This window comes from Flavobacterium bizetiae (assembly GCF_024271895.1).
Classification (GTDB): domain Bacteria; phylum Bacteroidota; class Bacteroidia; order Flavobacteriales; family Flavobacteriaceae; genus Flavobacterium; species Flavobacterium bizetiae.
Window position 1 is genome coordinate 2,146,083 of record NZ_CP091861.1, and the last position, 18,057, is coordinate 2,164,139.

Sequence of the window (18,057 nt, forward strand, 5' to 3'; positions counted from 1 at the left end):
GAGATTCAGAGTATAATCTTAAGTTAGGCGTAATTCAACAGAAATGACAAAACCTTTGCGATCTTTCGCTTTAGCGAAAGATTTTTTTGATATAACATTATTGATTTTTTCTACCAATATTTAACTCCTAAAGGAGTAGCCTATTACAAAGATTTTGATCTGTGAAGTAAAATTAAAGATCAGCATATTTAATTTAAAAGAATATCTCGTAGAGATTAAATATTGGTAGAAAAAAATAAAGGCAAGGCAGAATTTGTCCCGTAGGGACTAAATAAAACACCTTGATTACCAGCTATATTTCAGAATTAATCGTGCATTAAAAGGAGTTCCGGCAGTAAAATGTATTTCGTCTACAGGTTCCGTTTCATTGGCTAATCTTGTTTCGGTTAAGAATTGGGTTTCTTTCCATTTAGTATCAAAAATATTATCGATGTTAATACCAATCGAAACTTTCTTAATCTGATAATTTACAGAGAAATCAGTAATGCAATACCCTTTTGCAACTACAGAGTTATCTTCATTAGCAGGACGATCGCCTAAAAAACGGGTTCTTAGACTTCCTGAGAATCCTTTTAAATTCTTCACCGAAAGTCCGCTTGTTAACGTATGAACAGGCGCAAGAGGCAAATAATCCTGTCCTTTTGGTTCATCTATAGAACGGGCGTGTGTGTAGGTATAATCAGTATTCCAGAATAACCAATTGGTAAATTGATATCTTAAACCAAAATCAAAACCTTTACGGGCAGTTTTTCCGCTTGGTTCTACAACGGCTTCATCTCCTACATATACAAATTCCTGTGCCAGATATAAATACCAAAGTGCCGAATTGATGATCATTCTCGGAAATGGTTTCCAGTTAATTCCCAAATCTCCTCCATAAGTTTCAGGAAGGATTTTTTGACCTTTTTGAGCGACAACCACACGGGCATCATTACTATGAAACCCTTTTCCTAATTTTAAAAAATATTGTAAAGTGTTATCCTGAGTATATAAAAAGTTCAGTTTAGGGCTTACAATTGCTTTTGTCTGAGTTTGATTGCTATACGTTGGTGCCAATTGATCTTCGTAACCAAATTTAAAATAGTCTAAACGCAATCCCGTATTGATAAGCCATTTTCCTGTTGTAAAATCAGCACTGGCATAAGAGAAAAGATTGGTCTGGTTTACATCTCCAAGACTTAAATACTCTAAAACAGTTTTGCGGTTTACGGTATGCGATAATTCAAGACCTTTGTTGTTGTCATTTCGTAATCCTGCCCCAATTTTAAAACTCCATTGATCATCGATTTTACGATCGTATTCAGACTGGAAACCTACAATTGTTCTATTATCTCTTTGTCTGATCTGATCTCCGTTTACAGGATCATTCAGGAAAAAAGTAAAATTCGAGAACAATTCAAAATCGTATTTGCTTATGTAAGCCGTGTTTTTAATTTGAGAATAATCATCAATTTTCGAATCGTATTGAAGGTTGATATTAGATCTTGAAGTATTTCCTCCTTCATTAGAATCAATGGCACCGAAATGGGAAATCATACCGCTATTTACCGCACGATCCGGAATTTGTCCGCTCGCATCCCATTGACTTTTAAAATGCGATACAGAAATGGCAAGCTGATCTCCGTTATTAATTTTAGCAGAATATTTTCCAAATAAATTAATACGGTTAAAGTTTTGCGGAGCATCAAAATAACCATCTGTCATCATGTATTCTCCGGCAAAATAAGCCGATTGATTTTCAGTATTTAATAAATTGAATAAAGCAACAGTTCTGTAGGTATCAAACTGTCCCAATTCAAAAGATACGGAGCTGTTTTTTAAGGCTTTTTTAGTGTTGAAAGCAATATAACCCGCAGTAGTAAAATCGCCTTTATCTGCAAAGTAAGCACCTTTGTCAAAATCGATATTGTCAACAGTTTCCGGAATCACAAAATGCAGATCGGCATATCCCTGACCATGGCCATGAGAAACCATGTTTACGGGCATTCCGTCTACAGATACGCTAATATTTGTTCCGTGGTCACAGTCAAATCCTCTTAGGAAAATTTGTTCTGCTTTTCCTCCTCCGGCATGCTGGCCAATAAAAAGCCCTGGAACTTTACGCATTAAATCCTGCGAATTAGAGATAGGCTGAATTTCTAAATCTATTTTAGAAATCGTATTAAGGTATTTCAGGTTATTGGTAATCTTGACCTCTTCAAGTAAAAAGGGTTTTTCTTCGAGAGAAATTGTAAGTAAATCGTTGGTCAGGATTTTAATATTTTCAGTAATAAAACCTTGTTTAGTGATTTGTAAACTGTCTTCGGGTTTACTGTTTTCGATAGTAAATTTTCCGTTACTATCGCTGTGAGCATGTGTTTTCGAAAAAAGATTGTGAATTAAAACCTCTTCGAGAGGCTTTCCGTTGGTATCTGTAATAACGCCCTTTACAGACTGTGCATTTACGGAAAAGGATAAAATAAAAATTCCAAGAACAAATAATAATCTCATGAGAACGGGGGGCTAAACTTTTACTAGTATTTTTAAAAATGCAAAAGTAACCTAACAAGCAGAGAATTTAAAATAAAATTTGTTAAATGTAAGAAAAAGTTTATTTTTAATTTAATGGTTTAAAAGTCTTTATTCTTCTAATATTTTTTCAGTATCAATTTTGTTCTTTTCCTGATAAAGCATTTCGCCCGTTATACCGCTATCTCCCAATGTACGACCTTTTATTAACCAGGCAATCCCAAAAGCAAAAAGAGACAATGCCTCGAGAACCAAAGTAGAATACTCAAACCGATCTAATTTCTCTGATATTGGCACCAAAACAACAAATAGTATGATGGCATAACCACAAGTTCTGTAAATATTATTTTCGTTTAAGATGCTTTTGGGACTTCTGGTCTCGTTTTTTTGCCCTATCGTAAAAACATTTATGGCCAGTAAAGCCATTATCAGGAATAAAAGAGCAGCAAAACCATAATGAAGCCAGCGGAGCCATTCCTGAGTAGACGGAATTAGTGTGTAAATTCTGGTTTCTATTTTATTTTCTTCAGGAATGGGAGTAGTGGGAAAGAAGGCAACGCCCAAAGCCATGATTCCGGCAATATTGGTGAGTAAATTATCATTTTTCCAGATCGAAGCATTTCCATGACCTTTATACCGAATTAAAAATAAACCAACAGCACACAAAGTTCCGGTAAAAAACTCTCTAAGATGCGTATAATAATAATGACTGATAGAATGCTGAACGGGAGTTTGAAAATAAGAAATGAATGAAAGCCCAACCAAAAGTATAGGAAGACTTATACCCAGATATCCAATAGCACGTCTGATTCTTCTGTAGGTGAAAACGTCATAACTCTCAATTTTAATTTCATCGTTTATATCTATTTTCATATCGCCAGTGTATTGGTTTGATAATGATAAAGTTAATGTAAAATTTTAAAGAAATTAAATATGTTTTTTTGTTTTGATTGTTATGATAAAGCATTTTTTCAGGAGCTAATCCCGCTATCCGTTTCAATCTTTTGTGGCGAACACCGCCACAAAAGGATTTCCACTTCTATCGGGGCTAGGGCACTCGTTTTCATAACAAGATTGCGCAAAAAAACATTCTAAACATTGTCAGACTGAGCGAAGTCGAAGTCTCTCGTTACGAAGATTTTTACTTTTATCAAGGATATTTTTTGATTGTTGTTTTTCTTTTTACAAATACAATTGTATCCGTATTTCTCGGATTATCCCATCCTATATTATTCTTAAAATTCACTTCTTCCAATATAATCATTATCGAGTCATTAAGTTTTCTCAGATAAAGTTCTTTATATTTTATTTGGTTAGTTGATCCTCCAAATTGATTTGTAGAATCGAGTGCTTTAAAATTAAAAGGAACATTTTCTTTGTGTGTACTAGTAAAATAGATTGTAAAATTCAGGTCTTTCTCTACAGTGTTTTTATCACTATAATAGTCAATATCCGAAATTGCGGAATCAATTTTTAGTGTTGAATTGTCTAGCAAAGTTTTATTATCCTGAGTAGGTAAATAAGTGTAGGTTTTAGTATGCGTAAGATACTTATCATATGCGTCTCGCGGAAAATAATTGATCAAGATATAAACTAAAGAAACAAAATACAGGAACACAATTAATACTTTATATCTTTTTAAAAATGGCTCTTTAGTGTTTTTGTAAAAATATTTTAAAATAAAAAATGCCTGAATTAGAAATAGAATTAAGAAAAATAAAACGTAAAAAACTTTCTCGATTAAGTCATTTTTTCGACTGAAACTTACAATGTAAAAGTGCAAATTAAAGCCAATTATATATACGCCAATTAATGTCCCAAATAGCGATAAATTTGATTTTAGCACTTTTGAGAAACTAATAACATTCCATTTTCTGGCAATAGTTATTGCTAGAATAGAAATAGCTACTGATATAATAAAGAGAATTGTAATTTCGAGAAATAAACTTAGTTTGGTCTCGATATGGGGTTCACCGTATAACAATTTGAATTATTATTTAGTTGTTGATTTTTTTCTTTTCGTAATTCCTACTCAGTCAAAGGATTATAATTTTTATATCGTGTATAAACTTCCAGATTCTTTACAATTTCGTTTTTTACCGTTTTGCGTTTTCCTTTTTTATCGATAATATAAATTTCTCTGTTATCATTATCTAGCGAAACTCCGGCAAACTCTCTTAAGCTATCTTTTTCTATTTTTAGAAATACGGTCGAACTTCCGCCGTAAACCAGCCAGGCATCTACACAATTTAAAAGTTCGTTATATTGTAGATTAGGATAATTATCGGAGTTTTTCATTAAAACAAATTCCTTTTTGGAGGGATTAAAAATGAGCAATTTTCTAATTTCGTTGGCGCCTCTTGCCGCAACCGAAGATTTAAAGGTAAGATCATTGAATCCGTCGTTATTGAAATCGTTTAGTTCAGGTTCGCAATTGGTTACGCCATCTTTTAGATACTCTAAATTTTGTTGAGTAATCCATTTGTTGTTTCTTTTTTCAAACAGATTAATTTCGACATACGTGCTGTCATCCGTTCTAAATTGGTTGACGGTTAATTTAAATTTTCCTTTCGTTCCAACCTGAGTACTATCTGTAAAAGCTTCTTCTAAAATAGTTTTTGTGGTATCTGTTTTAGTTTCAGGTTTGATGATCTCTTTTTTTGTGATGACTTTTTTAGGCAGAGATACGCTTTGTTCTTTGCTTTTTTGGGAGCAGCTTATTATCGAAAATAATAAAACGAGAAGTATCGATTTTGTCATGTTATAAAGGTAGCTGATTATTGTTTTATTCCTAAGGCAGTTCTATAAAACTCGTAGCCCTTTTCGCTTCGATTAGGCAGGTATTTTTCACGATATTCAGTTGCACCTAAATCTTCGATGAGCTTGATATTAAATTGATTTAGATAATTCGATAATTCATTCGGCATAAAACCAAAAGTCTAGTGTTCTTCAAGTTTATCAAGATCTGTAAGAAGTTTTTCGCCGCCTACAAATGATTTTGGATTTTCTATTATTTCTTTGTGTACATATGTGAAGATAATGTGACTGTTTTGGGCAAATTTTGAAATAAAAGAAAAAGTATTCTGAATAGCTTCTTTGGTTAAATAATTGGTAACCCCTTCCCAAATTATGGCAGTAGGTTTGGTAAAATCTAAATTATGCTGCGCTGCTAATTGCTCAAGATCCTGTTTATTAAAATCAATTTGAAGAAAACTAACATTTTCCGGAACTTTACCAATCCTTTTTTTATAAGTTTCGATTTTATAATTTGAAGTGTTGGGATGATCAATTTCTATAACCGGAATTGATTTTAAGAAATCAAGTCTTAGTGCCCTTGTGTCAAAACCTGCTCCCAGAATTATTACTTGTTGTACACCATCTAAAACAGCAGTTTGCAGCAATTCATCAATATATTTCGTTCTGGCAAGTCCTGAAGAAAAAGCGCCCGGAATCTTTTTTTGTATCGTATTCTGAATGTATTTTCTAATTGAAGGATACTTAGACATGCGGGTAGCGAATCTTAATTTTGGATCCAGAAAATGTATTGCATAAGGATCTGAAAATAAGCGATCTTTTTTATTTAGTTTTGTTTCCAAGGCTCTAAATAGTGCCATATATTGGGCAGTTCGGCTAGTTTTATCTGCTTTCATGTTACTTCTTAGAAAACAAATTTTCTACAACCCATGCAGGACCAATCATCAGGAACTGAAGATCTTTTAAGAAAGAGGGTTTTTTGCCTTCGATATTATGACCGTAAAATTGCCCGATCCAGGCGATGACAAAAACGCCAATAGAGAAAATCCATAACGGAACAAATTGACCGATATAATAATTTACAATCAGACAAATCGCTGAGAAAATCGCAATTTTAATGGCCATTGCCACGGATAACCTGATATAAAAAATGAGCACAAAAATCAGGACTACAACGGCCCAGTTTTCGATAATAGGTGCATTTAATTGTAGCGTATTGGCAATAAAACCACTTGGGATGCTCATTAATAATCCTACGATAGAAAAGAAAATTGCAGGAACACATACATAATGTATCGCTTTGTTTTTTGGGTTTTGATGACTTACGGCATATTCATCAAACCATTGTTCTAATGTTCTCATTGTTTTGGTTTTGAGGTTAGTTGCGTAAATCTAATCAAATTTCTTTTTCGTTGATCGATTTATGAATTTGACTTAAAATTAATTGAAAAAATTATATGGAAATGGGGTTTAAATTGTACGCGGATGAGACGGATTCGCTATGCGAAAACGCGGATTTATACGGATTTTTGCATACTATATTTGAATGACAAACTGGGGGGTAATACTGATGAGGTGCTTAAGTATTAGTGATAAAATTAATATTTATCAAAAAATAAAGAGCAAACATAATCCAAGCTAAAAATGGAATTAATCCTAATAGAATCCACAGGAATTTATATTTGATATTTAAATTGAGATCTTTTTTAAGAAGGCAAATTAAGAAGATAAAGGATGAAATTAAAGCTGTAAAATGAAAAATATAGCAGGAAATCCAGCCAAAATGATAAATCCATCTGAGATGTTCTATATATCTAAATTGTTGTGTAAACCTGGCAACCAGAAAGCCTGATACGAATATTGTTGTTATAAAAATTGAAAAAGTTTTTACATTATTCATTTTTGCTTGATATTGTAACCATTTGATAAAGATAGAAAAACTATAAAATGTAAAAACAGAAATATACACAATCTTGTTATCCCGAGGAACGAGGGATCTTCACAAGAAACTAACATAAAGTATATGTAGATTGTCGAGCTACTAACGGAGATCCCTCGTTCCTCGGGATGACAAAAATGCGTTGCCCCATGTTAAACATGATCTTGTCGTATTAATTGTCAGGCTGAGCGGAGTCGAAGCCCTCGTTCTAATTGGATCGCCCTTCGACTTCGCTCAGGGTGACAATCTTATAGTTGATTTATATCGCATGCTTTACGTTCAATATAACCCCAAAGTATTTGCCATTCTGACGCAGGAAGGATCACCCAAGAAGCTCGACAAAGATTGCGGAATTACTAGTGTGATCCCTCGTTCCTCGGGATGACAAAAATGCGTTGACCCATGTTGAACATGATTTTGTCGTATTAATTGTCAGGCTGAGCGGAGTCGAAGCCCTCATTTTAATTGGATTGCCCTTCGACTTCGTTCAGGGTGACAATCTTATAGTTGATTTGTGTCGCATGCTTTACGTTCAATATAACCCCAAAGTATTTGTCATCCTGACACAGGAAGGATCACACAAGAAGCTCGACAAAGATTGCGGAATTACTAGTGTGATCCCTCGTTCCTCGGGATGACAAGATTGCGGGAATTTCTCATGAAAACAATTGCCTAGCCCTGATAGAAGCGGTATCCTTTTATGGTGGGGTTCACCATAAAAGATACAAGTGGATAGCAGGAAACAGCTCCTAAATATTTACAGTTGTATTGGCATAATCAAAAACATTATCCCATAATTCATCAATGGTTACGAGGGCTTTGTTTAGCGAAATAACTTCCCATTTTCCGTTGGTTTCTATCCCAAAGCCAATGTTTTTTAGTTTGGTTAAAGCGTCTTTTACATTAAAATCAAGATCGGTGTTGAGCTTTGTCCTGAACCAGGATTCTATTTGGTCATCGAGTTCTTGTGCGGTTAGGGGTTTTTCACTTTGGTGTAAAAAAGTATAGGCCAAAATGGTTTCTTTAAGTACTTCTTCTTCGGATGAATTTAGGAGCGAGTAAAAGGCGCCGCTGTTGTTTCCGAGGTTCTTAAAATAAAGACTGTCTGAAAGTATTTTAGAATATTTGATTTTCTTGTTGACAAAATTGCTGTATTGACGAAAAAGGTACAACGACAAAACACCAAGGGCAATTAGGCCTTGATTTAGAGAGGCTTTGCTGTTTAATAAATCGATAGTTTCGCCAGACTGATACGCGGCATACATACCTATCAGAGCCGGAATTACGGTGGTACTCAACAACGAGATTCCACCGCCAATACCGGGAACCCAAAAGAATAATTTGTCTCGTGTTGACATTCTTGGTATGGCATTAGGAAAAATGGTTTCGAGATCGTTTTTAGGTACACGCTTAAAGATTTTTAAGGCAATTGTTCCCGGATCAATTGGCATTTTGCCCAGTTTGACTTTGTTTTCGCTCAGGTATTCTTTTTCGTTATAGTTGAGGTAAATCAGGACGCGATCATAGTATTCGATGTCGATTTCTTTTTTCCAGAAAATATATTTCTTTACTTTTTCTTTTGCCTGATGATGCCCGCGAACGTACAATTCGTAATCTTTGAAAGCATTAAAATCTATAGAAAGATTCAGGCCAATTAAGTCTGAATCCTCAAATGCTTTGTCGAGAGTTTCCTGATCGACACGGCGATAATTGCCCTGATCTAAAACTTTTAGAAGGGTTTCTTTAAAGACAGCAAAATCGCTTTTGCCCAAAAATGCCTGACGTTCTTTGAGACTTAAATCCGGATCGAATAAGGCATAATTTTGCTTTAAGTTTCGGTTCAGATTAAAGGCTTCGTAATGAAAATAGTGTTCGATGATATCAAATAATTTTTTGAAATCTTCGACCTTTTTTTGATCATCAGAGAAAGTGGCAATTTGTTGTTCGAGTAAGAATTCCTTGTTAAAGGGAATGTAATGTTCTCGCTTCATACATTTTTGGGGCTTAAATTTAGTGGTATTTCTAAAACGCAAAAATACCATTGGAAATTTGATTTCTGAACTGATTTTGTATTAAAGTTTAGTTATTTTCTTTTAAAGCTCAGAGCGTGTAATAACATGGAGATCAAACAACATTTCCGGTAGAATTTTGCAAATAACGTACTACATATTATCGTAAATTTGAAAGAATGTGACTTAAAATAAAACTCACTTTTAAACTGAAAATTAAAACTTTACGATAATTGATACCCGATATGGAAAATATACATACCTCTAAAACTCAAAATTTTGTTCGAATTCTTTTAGGAATTTTTATGATCACGGCGGCCATTGGTCATTTCACTTTTCAGCGGGACGATTTTCAGGCGCAGGTTCCTAATTGGGTGCCGCTTGATAAAGATCTTGTAGTCATACTCTCCGGAATCGTAGAAATCGCATTGGGATTGAGCATGATTTTTTTAACCCGATACAAAGTTCAGGTGGGCATCGCGCTGGCCGTATTTTATGTTTTGGTTTTTCCGGGCAATATTGCTCAATATCTTAATGGAACCAGCGCTTTTGGCCTTGATACTGATAATGCCCGTTTAATGCGATTGTTTTTTCAGCCCGTTTTGATTTTCCTGACGCTGTGGTCTACTGGAGCGATTGGTTTTTTTAAGAGACTAAGGGACTAAGTTGCTGAGTTGTTTTTAGGAAAGGGACAAAGGAGCAAAGGTTCAAAGAAACAAAGTTTGAAATTTAAGACTTTTGTGAAAGTCTAAATTTCTTCTTTAAACATTGCCCGTGGTTCAACCACGGGAACACAATACGAGCGTGATAATTAATAATATCGTACCCCGTGGTTGAAACCACGGGCAATGTCTAACAAAGTTTATTAAACGTACAACACTTTAAAATTTGTAATTTACGACTTCGTCTTTGCGAGGAACGAAGCAATCTCATTAAGCACGTTCTTTTTTTAGTGTGGTTGCTTCGTTCCTCGCAATGACTCTGCGTGTGCGCTAACTTTGTCAAAGTTTTAAACTTTGACAAAGTTTACTAAGTATAACACTTTGGACTTTGGAATTTATTTTTTAGAATTTGATATCTACTCCAGTTTGGAATTTGGAATTTTTTAATTGGAATTTATTTTTTCCCAATACTATCATCATTATAGCCAGAGCCATTTCTATTAGTCTACCTTACCAAAAAAAGGATGGCGATAGAAGATAAGGTTAGGCAGGTTGAAGCATTATTTGATCGTCTTGAAATTGAAATTACTGCTTTTCAGTCAGAGACGCATTTGTTTTGCAATGCGGGCTGTGGTAAATGCTGTACTACGCCCAATATCGATGCCTCGCCTTTAGAATTTTTACCGTGGGCATTTCATTTGTTTTTGAATGGCAAAGCCGAGGAAACCTTAAAACTCCTGAACCAGACTTATACTCATAATTGCCTCATATACCGTCCGCTTTCTGTTTTAGAACACAAAGGAAGCTGCAGTAATTATCGTTATCGCGGACTAATTTGCCGACTTTTTGGCTATGCTGCCAATACAGACAAATACGGAAAACTACGCCTCGCAACCTGCAAAATCATCAAAGAACAACAACAAGAAAATTTCATCGCAGCCGAAGAGGCTATTAACAACGGTAAATACGTCCCTGTTTTTACCGATTATTATATGCGACTGGCCCAAATAGACCTTAGAATGGGTGTTATTTTAGTTCCCATAAACGAGGCGCTCAAAATTGCTATCGAAGAAGTGTTGCATTACTACGCCTACAGGCCACTTCCGGACGGACTTGGAAATATTGCTTAATTTTTTTTGAGGTTCTGAGTGGCTAAGGTTCTGAGGGACTTAGGTTTTAAAGCTTTAAAACTATAAAAATTATTTTTTTTAGGAGCTAATCCCGCACCCGAGCCTGAAAGTGCGAACTGGCGAAGCAATTCGTTGCAATCTTTTGTGCCTCCCGATAGCTATCGGGACGGGCACAAAAGGATTTCCACTTCTATCGTGGCTAGGGCAGTCGTTTTCATAAGTTGTCATTTAGAGGAGCGACTATATTATACTCTTTACAGGTTTCAGGAACTTTGTCAAAGTTTAAAACTTTGACAAAGTTGGCTAGCTGAGTAAGATTTGGAATTTCCCTTTAGTTTGGAATTTAGATTTTTTTATTTTGAAATTTAAGAAACCACAATCATTATAATTCATTGCGATAAACCCGACAGGTTTTTAAAACCTGTCGGGTTTAGAATATACACCATCTTTTGCGATATCCCACTATCACTGTGCTTGTTATCGTTGCATAATTAAAGCTCGTTTCATTTTATAACTTGGAACAGAGTTTACTCCTAAAAATTCATTTTTATGCTTTTGACCTTATAATTTTATACTACTTTATTTCTCATTGAATTATGATAATTAAAGAAGAGTAGCAGATGTAAAAAAGGGTTTAATAATTTAATTATTTAAAAGATGAAAATTAAGTTCAAATTTGTCAAGGCATCTTTACTTTGTGTATTTATAGCCTCAGTATCTACCGTGAATGCGCAAAAAAAGCCCAACATTTTAATTATTTTTGGGGATGATGTAGGAGTTACCAATGTTAGTGCCTATAGCCGCGGATTAATGGGATTTACCACTCCCAATATCGACAAAATAGGTAATGAAGGAGCTGTATTTGTACAGTACTATGCGCAGCAAAGCTGTACTGCAGGTCGTGCAGCACTTATTACAGGACAATCGCCTTATCGTACAGGATTAACAAAAGTAGGATTGCCCGGTTCTCCGGTAGGCTTACAAAAAGAAGATCCTACGATTGCAGAGTTCCTGAAACCTTTAGGGTATATGTGCGGTCAGTTTGGTAAAAATCACCTGGGCGATCAGGATAAGTATTTACCAACAGCGCACGGATTTGATGAGTTTTTTGGTAATCTGTATCATTTAAATGCAGAAGAAGAACCAGAGAATCCGGATTATCCAAAAGGCGAAGAATTTAAAAAAGCATTTGGCCCTCGTGGCGTACTAAAAGCTACAGCGGGAGGAAAAGTGGAAGATACAGGACCTCTTACCAAAAAAAGAATGGAAACTGTTGATGAAGAATTTTTGGCAGCAGCCAAAGATTTTATTACAAAATCAGCGAAAGCGGGCAAACCTTCTTTTACCTGGTTTAATAGTACCCGAATGCACGTTTTTACACATCTTAAACCTTCTTCTTTAGGCAAAACAGGTTTAGGAACTCAGGCTGACGGAATGGTAGAACATGATGCCATGGTAGGCGAACTTTTAAAACTCTTAGACGATCTTAAAATTGCCGACAATACCATCGTTATTTGGTCTACAGATAATGGTGCCATGAAAAACCAATGGCCTGACGGAGGTTCTTCGCCGTTTCGATCAGAAAAAGATACCAACTGGGAGGGAGCTTATCGCGCTCCGGCAGTAGTGCGCTGGCCGGGAGTGATAAAGCCCGGAAGCAATTTAACCGGATTATTTTCGGCAGAAGATTGGTTGCCAACATTGGTTGCAGCAGCCGGGGGAGATCAAAACCTGGTTCAGAGTGCGCAGAATGGAGTACAGGAAGGCGGTAAAAACTTTAAAGTACATCTTGACGGATACAATCAGTTATCTTATCTAAAAGGTCAAACGGGCAGTAACCGCCATGACTTTGTTTATTTTGATGATGATGGTAATCTTGTAGCGTATCGTGATGATCGTTTTAAATATATTTTTGAGGCACAATATGCAAAAGGAATGGAGATATGGCGGAATCCTATGGTAAAATTAAGAGCTCCTTTGACAATAGATTTATTGGCAGATCCTTTTGAGTATGCTGTAGATGGTTCTATTGGTTATGAAAAATGGTTGATAGACCGTGCATTTTTGATTTTGCCTGCTGTTGCAAAAGTCTCAAACTACCTTGAAACGTATCGTAAATTTCCACCACGTCAGGCTCCGGCAACATTTTCTATAGATGATGTAATTGCTAAATTGCCTAAACCTCAAATAGAACGATAGTTTTTACTTGGATTATAGCATATAAAATACTGTCAATTTTTAGATTGGCAGTGTTTTTTTATGACCATGATTATTTAATTTAAAAAATCATTTTATGTCCCTCCCAAACGAATTGTACAATGCAAAATTTGCTGAATATATAGATTCTATAAAAATCATGTATTTGGTAGACGACAGGTTTAAAATGATTTGTGATGATTATTGCATTAGTAAAATAAATGCCGAAAAATTCAGGCAGAAAATAGAGCGGGACTTTCAGCATCAGCTCAAACACGAAAACTTATCTAAAGAGTTAGAAGAGGAGATATTAATTTATATCATGAAAAATATATAATTAGATTTTGTCATCAATCTCTACCAGATAGGACTCAAGCAATTGTTGCGTTTCGGGATCGAGTTTCCATAAGGCACGTCTGTTGTTTTTAGGGCCAAGACGTCTGAAATTTTTAGGATCTAACTTAAAAGGAAGTGCTTTATATAAGTAGGTAATTAGCAGAAAAACCTTTTTCTCGTCTGCAGAATAGGGTAGAATCATATAGAGATTAACAAACAATTTACCGTAATCGATAATATAGGTTATTTGCGCGTTCTCGGTTATTGTGGTGCCGTAATGATAAAATTGAATCATGGTAAAATGCAATATCGGCAGTACATTATTTTGATGTATGTTGATAAACTCTAAAATGTCGAAAATGTTTTTAGAGGCACTTTCCCAGCGTATAGAACTCTTAAAGTATTCGTCTCCAGAGTTCTCCCATTTATGAATGGGTAAACCTAAGAAAGTATTGAGTTTTGAAACCGTTTGCTGTGCAAGCTCCAGTTCATGCTCATATTCTTTGTTGTAGAAAATTTCAACCTGTATATTTCCTGATTGGTATCCTTCAAACCCTTTTTCGAAAGCATTGATCACTTTTGAAAGGCCACGGCTTAGGTTTTTATCTTTTACGTAATGCCCGTGCGAATTTGATTTTGGACGTGTATAAACAAAAAATGATGCATTTGTATTCATTTTTCAGGATTAAAAAATTGGGTTGACTAAAACGAAAAATTAAAAAAATCACCGCAAGCAGCGTAGAGATTGAGGAAGCACTTAGCGTGCTTTTATTGCGGTGAATAAGTAATTAAAAATATATAAATCAAATAGTAACTTTTATAGCTTTTTTTCTGTTTTTCTATAATTGTTGTTCAGTTCATTTTTTAGGGTTTGTTATTAAAAATCAAAAGCATGGCTTTTAGTTTTTTTTCTAATTCTTTGTAATCCGCCTTTATGGCATCGGCTGTAAGACTGTTAGATTTAGGGCTTAAACACTGACGAATGTAAAATGACGTATACCCGTATTTCTCAACCAAAGCCTTAATCAGGCTAGGATCGTAAGTATATTTTGTATTTTTTTTCGTACGTTTGTCCATTGCTTAATTTGTTTCTTATTACAAAACAAATATAGTAGGATATTTCTTAATTAACTAATAAATGTAAGATTTTTTCTAAATTTAACACTTTATGGCAGAAAATACTATACAAAGAATTAAACACTTTATTGATTATAAAGGCGTTAAAGTAAGCGCATTAGAAAAGGAAGTAGGCATGTCTAATGGTTCTTTTGCCAGTCAACTAAAAAATAATAAAACGATAGGACTTGATAAGTTAGAAAATATCTTAAAAAAGTACCCTGATGTTAATATAGAATGGCTTTTGACCGGAGTGGGAAATATGCTGAAATTCGATGTTTTAGAAGAAAAACATTCTCCGCTCTATAAGAAGACAGACAAAAATGCTAAAAACCAGCATATTCCGCTTTACGATATTCAATCGACTTCAGGAATTATTGATTTGTTTGGCAACAACGACCATCAAAAACCTGTAGATTATATTACCATTCCTAAAATTTCTGAGTGCGACGGTGCTTTATACGTTATCGGCGATAGCATGTATCCATTGCTAAAAAGTGGCGATATTGTAGTATATAAAAATGTATACCATCACGAGAAAAATATTATTTGGGGCGAGATGTATCTTGTTTACGTAAACAATGATGGCAATGAATTCTTTTTTACCCGTTTTTTAAAACAATCCCAGCAGGAATCATTTGTGCAATTGGTGGCGCAAAATCCGGATCATCAAACGATAGAATTTCCTCTAAGCAGTATCAAAGCCCTGGCTTTGGTAAAAGCTTCGATTAGGGTCAATGCTCAGTTTTAAGTTGTTGAGGTACTGTGTTTCTTGAAAAATTTATTAAAAAAGAAATATAAAAAAAGTGGGACTTTTAATCGTTGGCGTCGATTAGAAATCCCACTTTATGGTTCCAAAAAAAAAGTGACAACATTTAATATTTTCCTTGACGGTAAATGGCAAATCTTGAGTAAAAATTATTTACCGCAATTTTACCACTAAAATAGAATTGTAACAATAGGTATTTATACCTGTTTTTTTTATTTGTTTTGCTTGCTTAGGTTTGCCACAAAGGCACAAAGAAGCTAAGTTTTTTCTTTGGTTTTGTATTAATTGAGTTCTGATGTTTTTAGCTCGATTATTTTTGCAAAGTATTGTATCAGGTATTTTCGTTCTACGGCAAACAAAGCGTTTTCGTCTTCGGTTTTTAAGTATAAATCGGCGATGCTTTCAGCGTCCATTTTGTTATTTAGGTATTGATGTTCGCCATATTTTATTAGGTTGTCTAGAAAAACTTCGCGCATTTTACCTTTTTTGAGGGTTGCTTCGTCGCCTTCTTTTATTTTTTCCATTTCAGATTCCGTTAAATCTATAGTAAGATATGTATAGTCTACAGGAACTTTTGCCAGCATTTCTTTGTCTACTTTTCCGGAGCCGTAGCAATAGGCGCAGGGGGCAGGCGTCCATTTTAGTTCCTTATTCAGGCGTCGAATGTCCTCCCAGTCCACAAAAGCTTTCCCCTGGCATCTGGGACATTCTATACTTGATTTTCTAAATAGGAAATTAAAAATGGTCATTTTTTCTATAATTATTTAGCGATTAGTGGCATCGCGAATATAATTATTTATGTAAGAAAAATTGGTTCACCAAAGCATTTTTTTTAAGGAAACGATTTATGAGTCCTGAGAATTAAAGGATTTCTATACGTAAAACACGATTGCCGATTTTTAGAATCGAAGTTTTTGGGTTTGTATTTTTGTTGTTATTAGCCCGAATTGCAAATATGCATTATGGAACTTTTTGAAATTAAGCTTCCGCCCTTACAGGGCTTAAAATTACAATCGTTTTTCATTCATTCATTCATTCATAGTGCTTCGCACCATGCTATTGCTAATGCTCTTTCAGAGCAACAGGTTTTGAATATTTATAATGGTAAACGTGAGTATGCAAAACTTTTAAAAATAGGCTGAAAGCCCTAAAAGCAATAGCGTGGTGCAACGCACTACGAATTAAATCAAGATTGGAAATTGCCCTGAAAGGTCAAAAGAAAATTGATAATAAAGATGCAAAGAATCATTTTTTCATTCCTAGTGCTTAGCACCATGCTATTACTAATGCTCTTTCAGAGCAAGTTTTGAACATTTGTAATGGCAAATCTGCGCTATAGTTATGCATAGCTATTTTGACTTTTTTTTCATCAAATAATAAAAAACATTTTGCCCTCCCTCGACTAAAATATTCGATTGTACAAATTCATATCCGTAACCAGCCATAAAATTTAAAGCATCGATAATCGAATTAAATACTAAAACTTCTCCGTTTTTATCTTTCAAACGCGCTGTATCATTATTACTCGACATCAATTTTGTTCTTTGCCCAATGTCTATCGAAATCTTAACTTTAGAAGACATATATACTGAACTTCCAATAATCTGAAGATATTCTACATCCAGATTCTGAATAGGGATTCCGTTTATCGTTTGTGCAAAACCCGCAAAGCTGAATAATAACGTAAGGGTAAGTAGTAGTTTTTTCATGTGATACTTGAGGTTATCGGTTAGTGGTTTAGTTAGATAATTGCAATGTGAGATTTGCAATTTTTTAGTTTAGAGCTTTGGTACAGTCTCTTTTAAGCGATATCAAGATTTATACCATAAAATGAAAAAAGCTGCAAGTTTTGGGCTTGCAGCTTTTTTTTTAGTTTTGGTGTTGTAGAGTAAGTTATTAAGATAATTTAATCCTTATCATCTTTTTCCTTTGGCTTAATCAGTTCAGCAATTGGGGATAATTTTAATTCTTTTATTATTCCGGAAATTGATTGAATTTTCTTTTCGCGAAAATCTCTTGCGCTTGTTGTGATCTCTCTAATTTCAGTTATTATTCCTACTATTGCTGTTATAAGTTCAGCTGATAGGGTTCCGCCATCTTTATAGCTTCGTATTAAAAGCGCTTGCAGTTGACCATCAATTTGTTCTAGTAATACTTGATATTGCGAGAATTTTTCTGGTACTGGTTTTTGATTTTTTAAATATTTGTTAAGACTACGATAAAGCTTTAGTTTGTTTTTATCTATTAAATCTGCACTCAATTGATTAATTAATTGATCAGTTAGTAATTTTAAAAGAGTATAATCTGAATTGAATTTAAATGCTTTGTCTGGTTCTTTAATATACCTCTCGTCCTTTATTAAAATTGTCATTTTAGCTTCGGATATTGTTTTAACGTATGTTAAATGTGCAACCAATCCAAGTTTTTTTCCGTCTGGAATTTCTTGACCAATTGAATTTAAGCTAATTAATAGCAGCAATAAAAGTAATTTTGTTTTCATATTTTAAGATTTTAGGGTTAAGCATTATAAAGAATAAGTTTATTTAATTGTTAGTCAGTTATTTAAATTTTTATTTTAACTTTTTAAAACAAGATTACTACTATTTAATAAAATACCATCACGTATTTATACGGTTTT

At 34.4% G+C, this 18,057-nt stretch carries 18 protein-coding genes; 5 read left to right on the forward strand and 13 right to left on the reverse strand.

Annotated elements, in window-relative coordinates; translation table 11 throughout:
* Positions 1 to 285 precede the first annotated feature (285 nt).
* From L0669_RS09475 to L0669_RS09510, 8 genes are all read right to left on the reverse strand, one after another.
* A complete protein-coding gene (locus L0669_RS09475; protein WP_263763014.1) occupies positions 286 to 2,490 on the reverse strand; it encodes a TonB-dependent receptor in 2,205 nt (734 codons plus the stop codon).
* A 129-nt stretch (positions 2,491 to 2,619) separates the two neighbouring features.
* Positions 2,620 to 3,381, reverse strand: coding sequence for a hypothetical protein (locus tag L0669_RS09480; protein WP_263763016.1), 762 nt, complete (start codon positions 3,379 to 3,381; stop codon positions 2,620 to 2,622).
* 277 nt (positions 3,382 to 3,658) lie between these two features.
* Positions 3,659 to 4,093 carry a hypothetical protein gene (locus tag L0669_RS09485; RefSeq protein WP_263763017.1) on the reverse strand — a complete coding sequence of 145 codons (435 nt, stop codon included), beginning with the start codon at positions 4,091 to 4,093 and terminating at the stop codon, positions 3,659 to 3,661.
* A gap of 443 nt (positions 4,094 to 4,536) precedes the next feature.
* A complete protein-coding gene (locus L0669_RS09490; RefSeq protein WP_263763019.1) occupies positions 4,537 to 5,268 on the reverse strand; it encodes a hypothetical protein in 732 nt (243 codons plus the stop codon).
* Between the two features lie 17 nt (positions 5,269 to 5,285).
* Positions 5,286 to 5,435 (reverse strand): hypothetical protein, encoded by a 150-nt coding sequence (locus tag L0669_RS09495; RefSeq protein ID WP_263763021.1) that lies wholly within the window; start codon positions 5,433 to 5,435, stop codon positions 5,286 to 5,288.
* Positions 5,436 to 5,447: 12 nt separating this feature from the next.
* On the reverse strand, positions 5,448 to 6,158 hold the full coding sequence (locus L0669_RS09500; protein ID WP_425250478.1) for an SAM-dependent methyltransferase: 711 nt from the start codon (positions 6,156 to 6,158) through the stop codon (positions 5,448 to 5,450).
* A gap of 1 nt (position 6,159) precedes the next feature.
* A complete protein-coding gene (locus tag L0669_RS09505; protein WP_263763025.1) occupies positions 6,160 to 6,624 on the reverse strand; it encodes an Mpo1 family 2-hydroxy fatty acid dioxygenase in 465 nt (154 codons plus the stop codon).
* Between the two features lie 1,326 nt (positions 6,625 to 7,950).
* Positions 7,951 to 9,192 carry a TMEM143 family protein gene (locus L0669_RS09510; protein WP_263763027.1) on the reverse strand — a complete coding sequence of 414 codons (1,242 nt, stop codon included), beginning with the start codon at positions 9,190 to 9,192 and terminating at the stop codon, positions 7,951 to 7,953.
* 263 nt (positions 9,193 to 9,455) lie between these two features.
* Here L0669_RS09510 and L0669_RS09515 point away from each other — a divergent pair, with 263 nt between their 5' ends.
* The 4 genes from L0669_RS09515 (at position 9,456) to L0669_RS09530 (ending at position 13,535) form a co-directional block, all read left to right on the forward strand.
* Positions 9,456 to 9,875: a DoxX family protein gene (locus tag L0669_RS09515; protein ID WP_263763029.1), complete on the forward strand. Its 420-nt coding sequence runs from the start codon at positions 9,456 to 9,458 to the stop codon at positions 9,873 to 9,875.
* Between the two features lie 521 nt (positions 9,876 to 10,396).
* Complete coding sequence (locus tag L0669_RS09520; RefSeq protein WP_263763031.1) at positions 10,397 to 11,002, forward strand: YkgJ family cysteine cluster protein; 606 nt, start codon at positions 10,397 to 10,399, stop codon at positions 11,000 to 11,002.
* A gap of 657 nt (positions 11,003 to 11,659) precedes the next feature.
* Positions 11,660 to 13,201 carry an arylsulfatase gene (locus tag L0669_RS09525; RefSeq protein WP_263763033.1) on the forward strand — a complete coding sequence of 514 codons (1,542 nt, stop codon included), beginning with the start codon at positions 11,660 to 11,662 and terminating at the stop codon, positions 13,199 to 13,201.
* A gap of 94 nt (positions 13,202 to 13,295) precedes the next feature.
* Complete coding sequence (locus L0669_RS09530) at positions 13,296 to 13,535, forward strand: hypothetical protein (RefSeq protein ID WP_263763035.1); 240 nt, start codon at positions 13,296 to 13,298, stop codon at positions 13,533 to 13,535.
* Here L0669_RS09530 and L0669_RS09535 read toward each other — a convergent pair whose 3' ends face one another.
* Together L0669_RS09535 and L0669_RS09540 are read right to left on the reverse strand one after the other, a co-directional pair.
* Entirely contained in the window at positions 13,536 to 14,210 is a 675-nt protein-coding gene (locus tag L0669_RS09535) for a hypothetical protein (RefSeq protein WP_263763037.1), read from the reverse strand.
* Positions 14,211 to 14,398: 188 nt separating this feature from the next.
* Positions 14,399 to 14,611: a hypothetical protein gene (locus L0669_RS09540; RefSeq protein ID WP_263763039.1), complete on the reverse strand. Its 213-nt coding sequence runs from the start codon at positions 14,609 to 14,611 to the stop codon at positions 14,399 to 14,401.
* A 91-nt stretch (positions 14,612 to 14,702) separates the two neighbouring features.
* On the opposite strand from L0669_RS09540, the gene L0669_RS09545 reads away from it, so the two are divergent.
* The gene (locus tag L0669_RS09545; protein WP_263763041.1) at positions 14,703 to 15,401 is read left to right on the forward strand and encodes a S24 family peptidase; all 699 of its coding nucleotides are present in this window, start codon (positions 14,703 to 14,705) and stop codon (positions 15,399 to 15,401) included.
* Positions 15,402 to 15,700: 299 nt separating this feature from the next.
* Here L0669_RS09545 and L0669_RS09550 read toward each other — a convergent pair whose 3' ends face one another.
* The 3 genes from L0669_RS09550 to L0669_RS09560 form a co-directional block, all read right to left on the reverse strand.
* A complete protein-coding gene (locus L0669_RS09550) occupies positions 15,701 to 16,168 on the reverse strand; it encodes a hypothetical protein (RefSeq protein WP_263763043.1) in 468 nt (155 codons plus the stop codon).
* Between the two features lie 600 nt (positions 16,169 to 16,768).
* Positions 16,769 to 17,128: a hypothetical protein gene (locus L0669_RS09555; RefSeq protein ID WP_173972053.1), complete on the reverse strand. Its 360-nt coding sequence runs from the start codon at positions 17,126 to 17,128 to the stop codon at positions 16,769 to 16,771.
* 197 nt (positions 17,129 to 17,325) lie between these two features.
* Positions 17,326 to 17,919: a hypothetical protein gene (locus L0669_RS09560; protein ID WP_263763045.1), complete on the reverse strand. Its 594-nt coding sequence runs from the start codon at positions 17,917 to 17,919 to the stop codon at positions 17,326 to 17,328.
* Between the last annotated feature and the right edge of the window lie 138 nt (positions 17,920 to 18,057).

Bases quoted from the DNA above. Each gene is read 5' to 3' on its own strand.
- L0669_RS09475 (WP_263763014.1), bottom strand. From the start codon at position 2,490: ATGAGATTATTATTTGTTCTTGGAATTTTTATTTTATCCTTTTCCGTA.
- L0669_RS09480 (WP_263763016.1), bottom strand. From the start codon at position 3,381: ATGAAAATAGATATAAACGATGAAATTAAAATTGAGAGTTATGACGTT.
- L0669_RS09490 (WP_263763019.1), bottom strand. From the start codon at position 5,268: ATGACAAAATCGATACTTCTCGTTTTATTATTTTCGATAATAAGCTGC.
- L0669_RS09495 (WP_263763021.1), bottom strand. From the start codon at position 5,435: ATGCCGAATGAATTATCGAATTATCTAAATCAATTTAATATCAAGCTC.
- L0669_RS09500 (WP_425250478.1), bottom strand. From the start codon at position 6,158: ATGAAAGCAGATAAAACTAGCCGAACTGCCCAATATATGGCACTATTT.
- L0669_RS09505 (WP_263763025.1), bottom strand. From the start codon at position 6,624: ATGAGAACATTAGAACAATGGTTTGATGAATATGCCGTAAGTCATCAA.
- L0669_RS09510 (WP_263763027.1), bottom strand. From the start codon at position 9,192: ATGAAGCGAGAACATTACATTCCCTTTAACAAGGAATTCTTACTCGAA.
- L0669_RS09515 (WP_263763029.1), top strand. From the start codon at position 9,456: ATGGAAAATATACATACCTCTAAAACTCAAAATTTTGTTCGAATTCTT.
- L0669_RS09520 (WP_263763031.1), top strand. From the start codon at position 10,397: ATGGCGATAGAAGATAAGGTTAGGCAGGTTGAAGCATTATTTGATCGT.
- L0669_RS09525 (WP_263763033.1), top strand. From the start codon at position 11,660: ATGAAAATTAAGTTCAAATTTGTCAAGGCATCTTTACTTTGTGTATTT.
- L0669_RS09530 (WP_263763035.1), top strand. From the start codon at position 13,296: ATGTCCCTCCCAAACGAATTGTACAATGCAAAATTTGCTGAATATATA.
- L0669_RS09535 (WP_263763037.1), bottom strand. From the start codon at position 14,210: ATGAATACAAATGCATCATTTTTTGTTTATACACGTCCAAAATCAAAT.
- L0669_RS09540 (WP_263763039.1), bottom strand. From the start codon at position 14,611: ATGGACAAACGTACGAAAAAAAATACAAAATATACTTACGATCCTAGC.
- L0669_RS09545 (WP_263763041.1), top strand. From the start codon at position 14,703: ATGGCAGAAAATACTATACAAAGAATTAAACACTTTATTGATTATAAA.
- L0669_RS09550 (WP_263763043.1), bottom strand. From the start codon at position 16,168: ATGACCATTTTTAATTTCCTATTTAGAAAATCAAGTATAGAATGTCCC.
- L0669_RS09555 (WP_173972053.1), bottom strand. From the start codon at position 17,128: ATGAAAAAACTACTACTTACCCTTACGTTATTATTCAGCTTTGCGGGT.
- L0669_RS09560 (WP_263763045.1), bottom strand. From the start codon at position 17,919: ATGAAAACAAAATTACTTTTATTGCTGCTATTAATTAGCTTAAATTCA.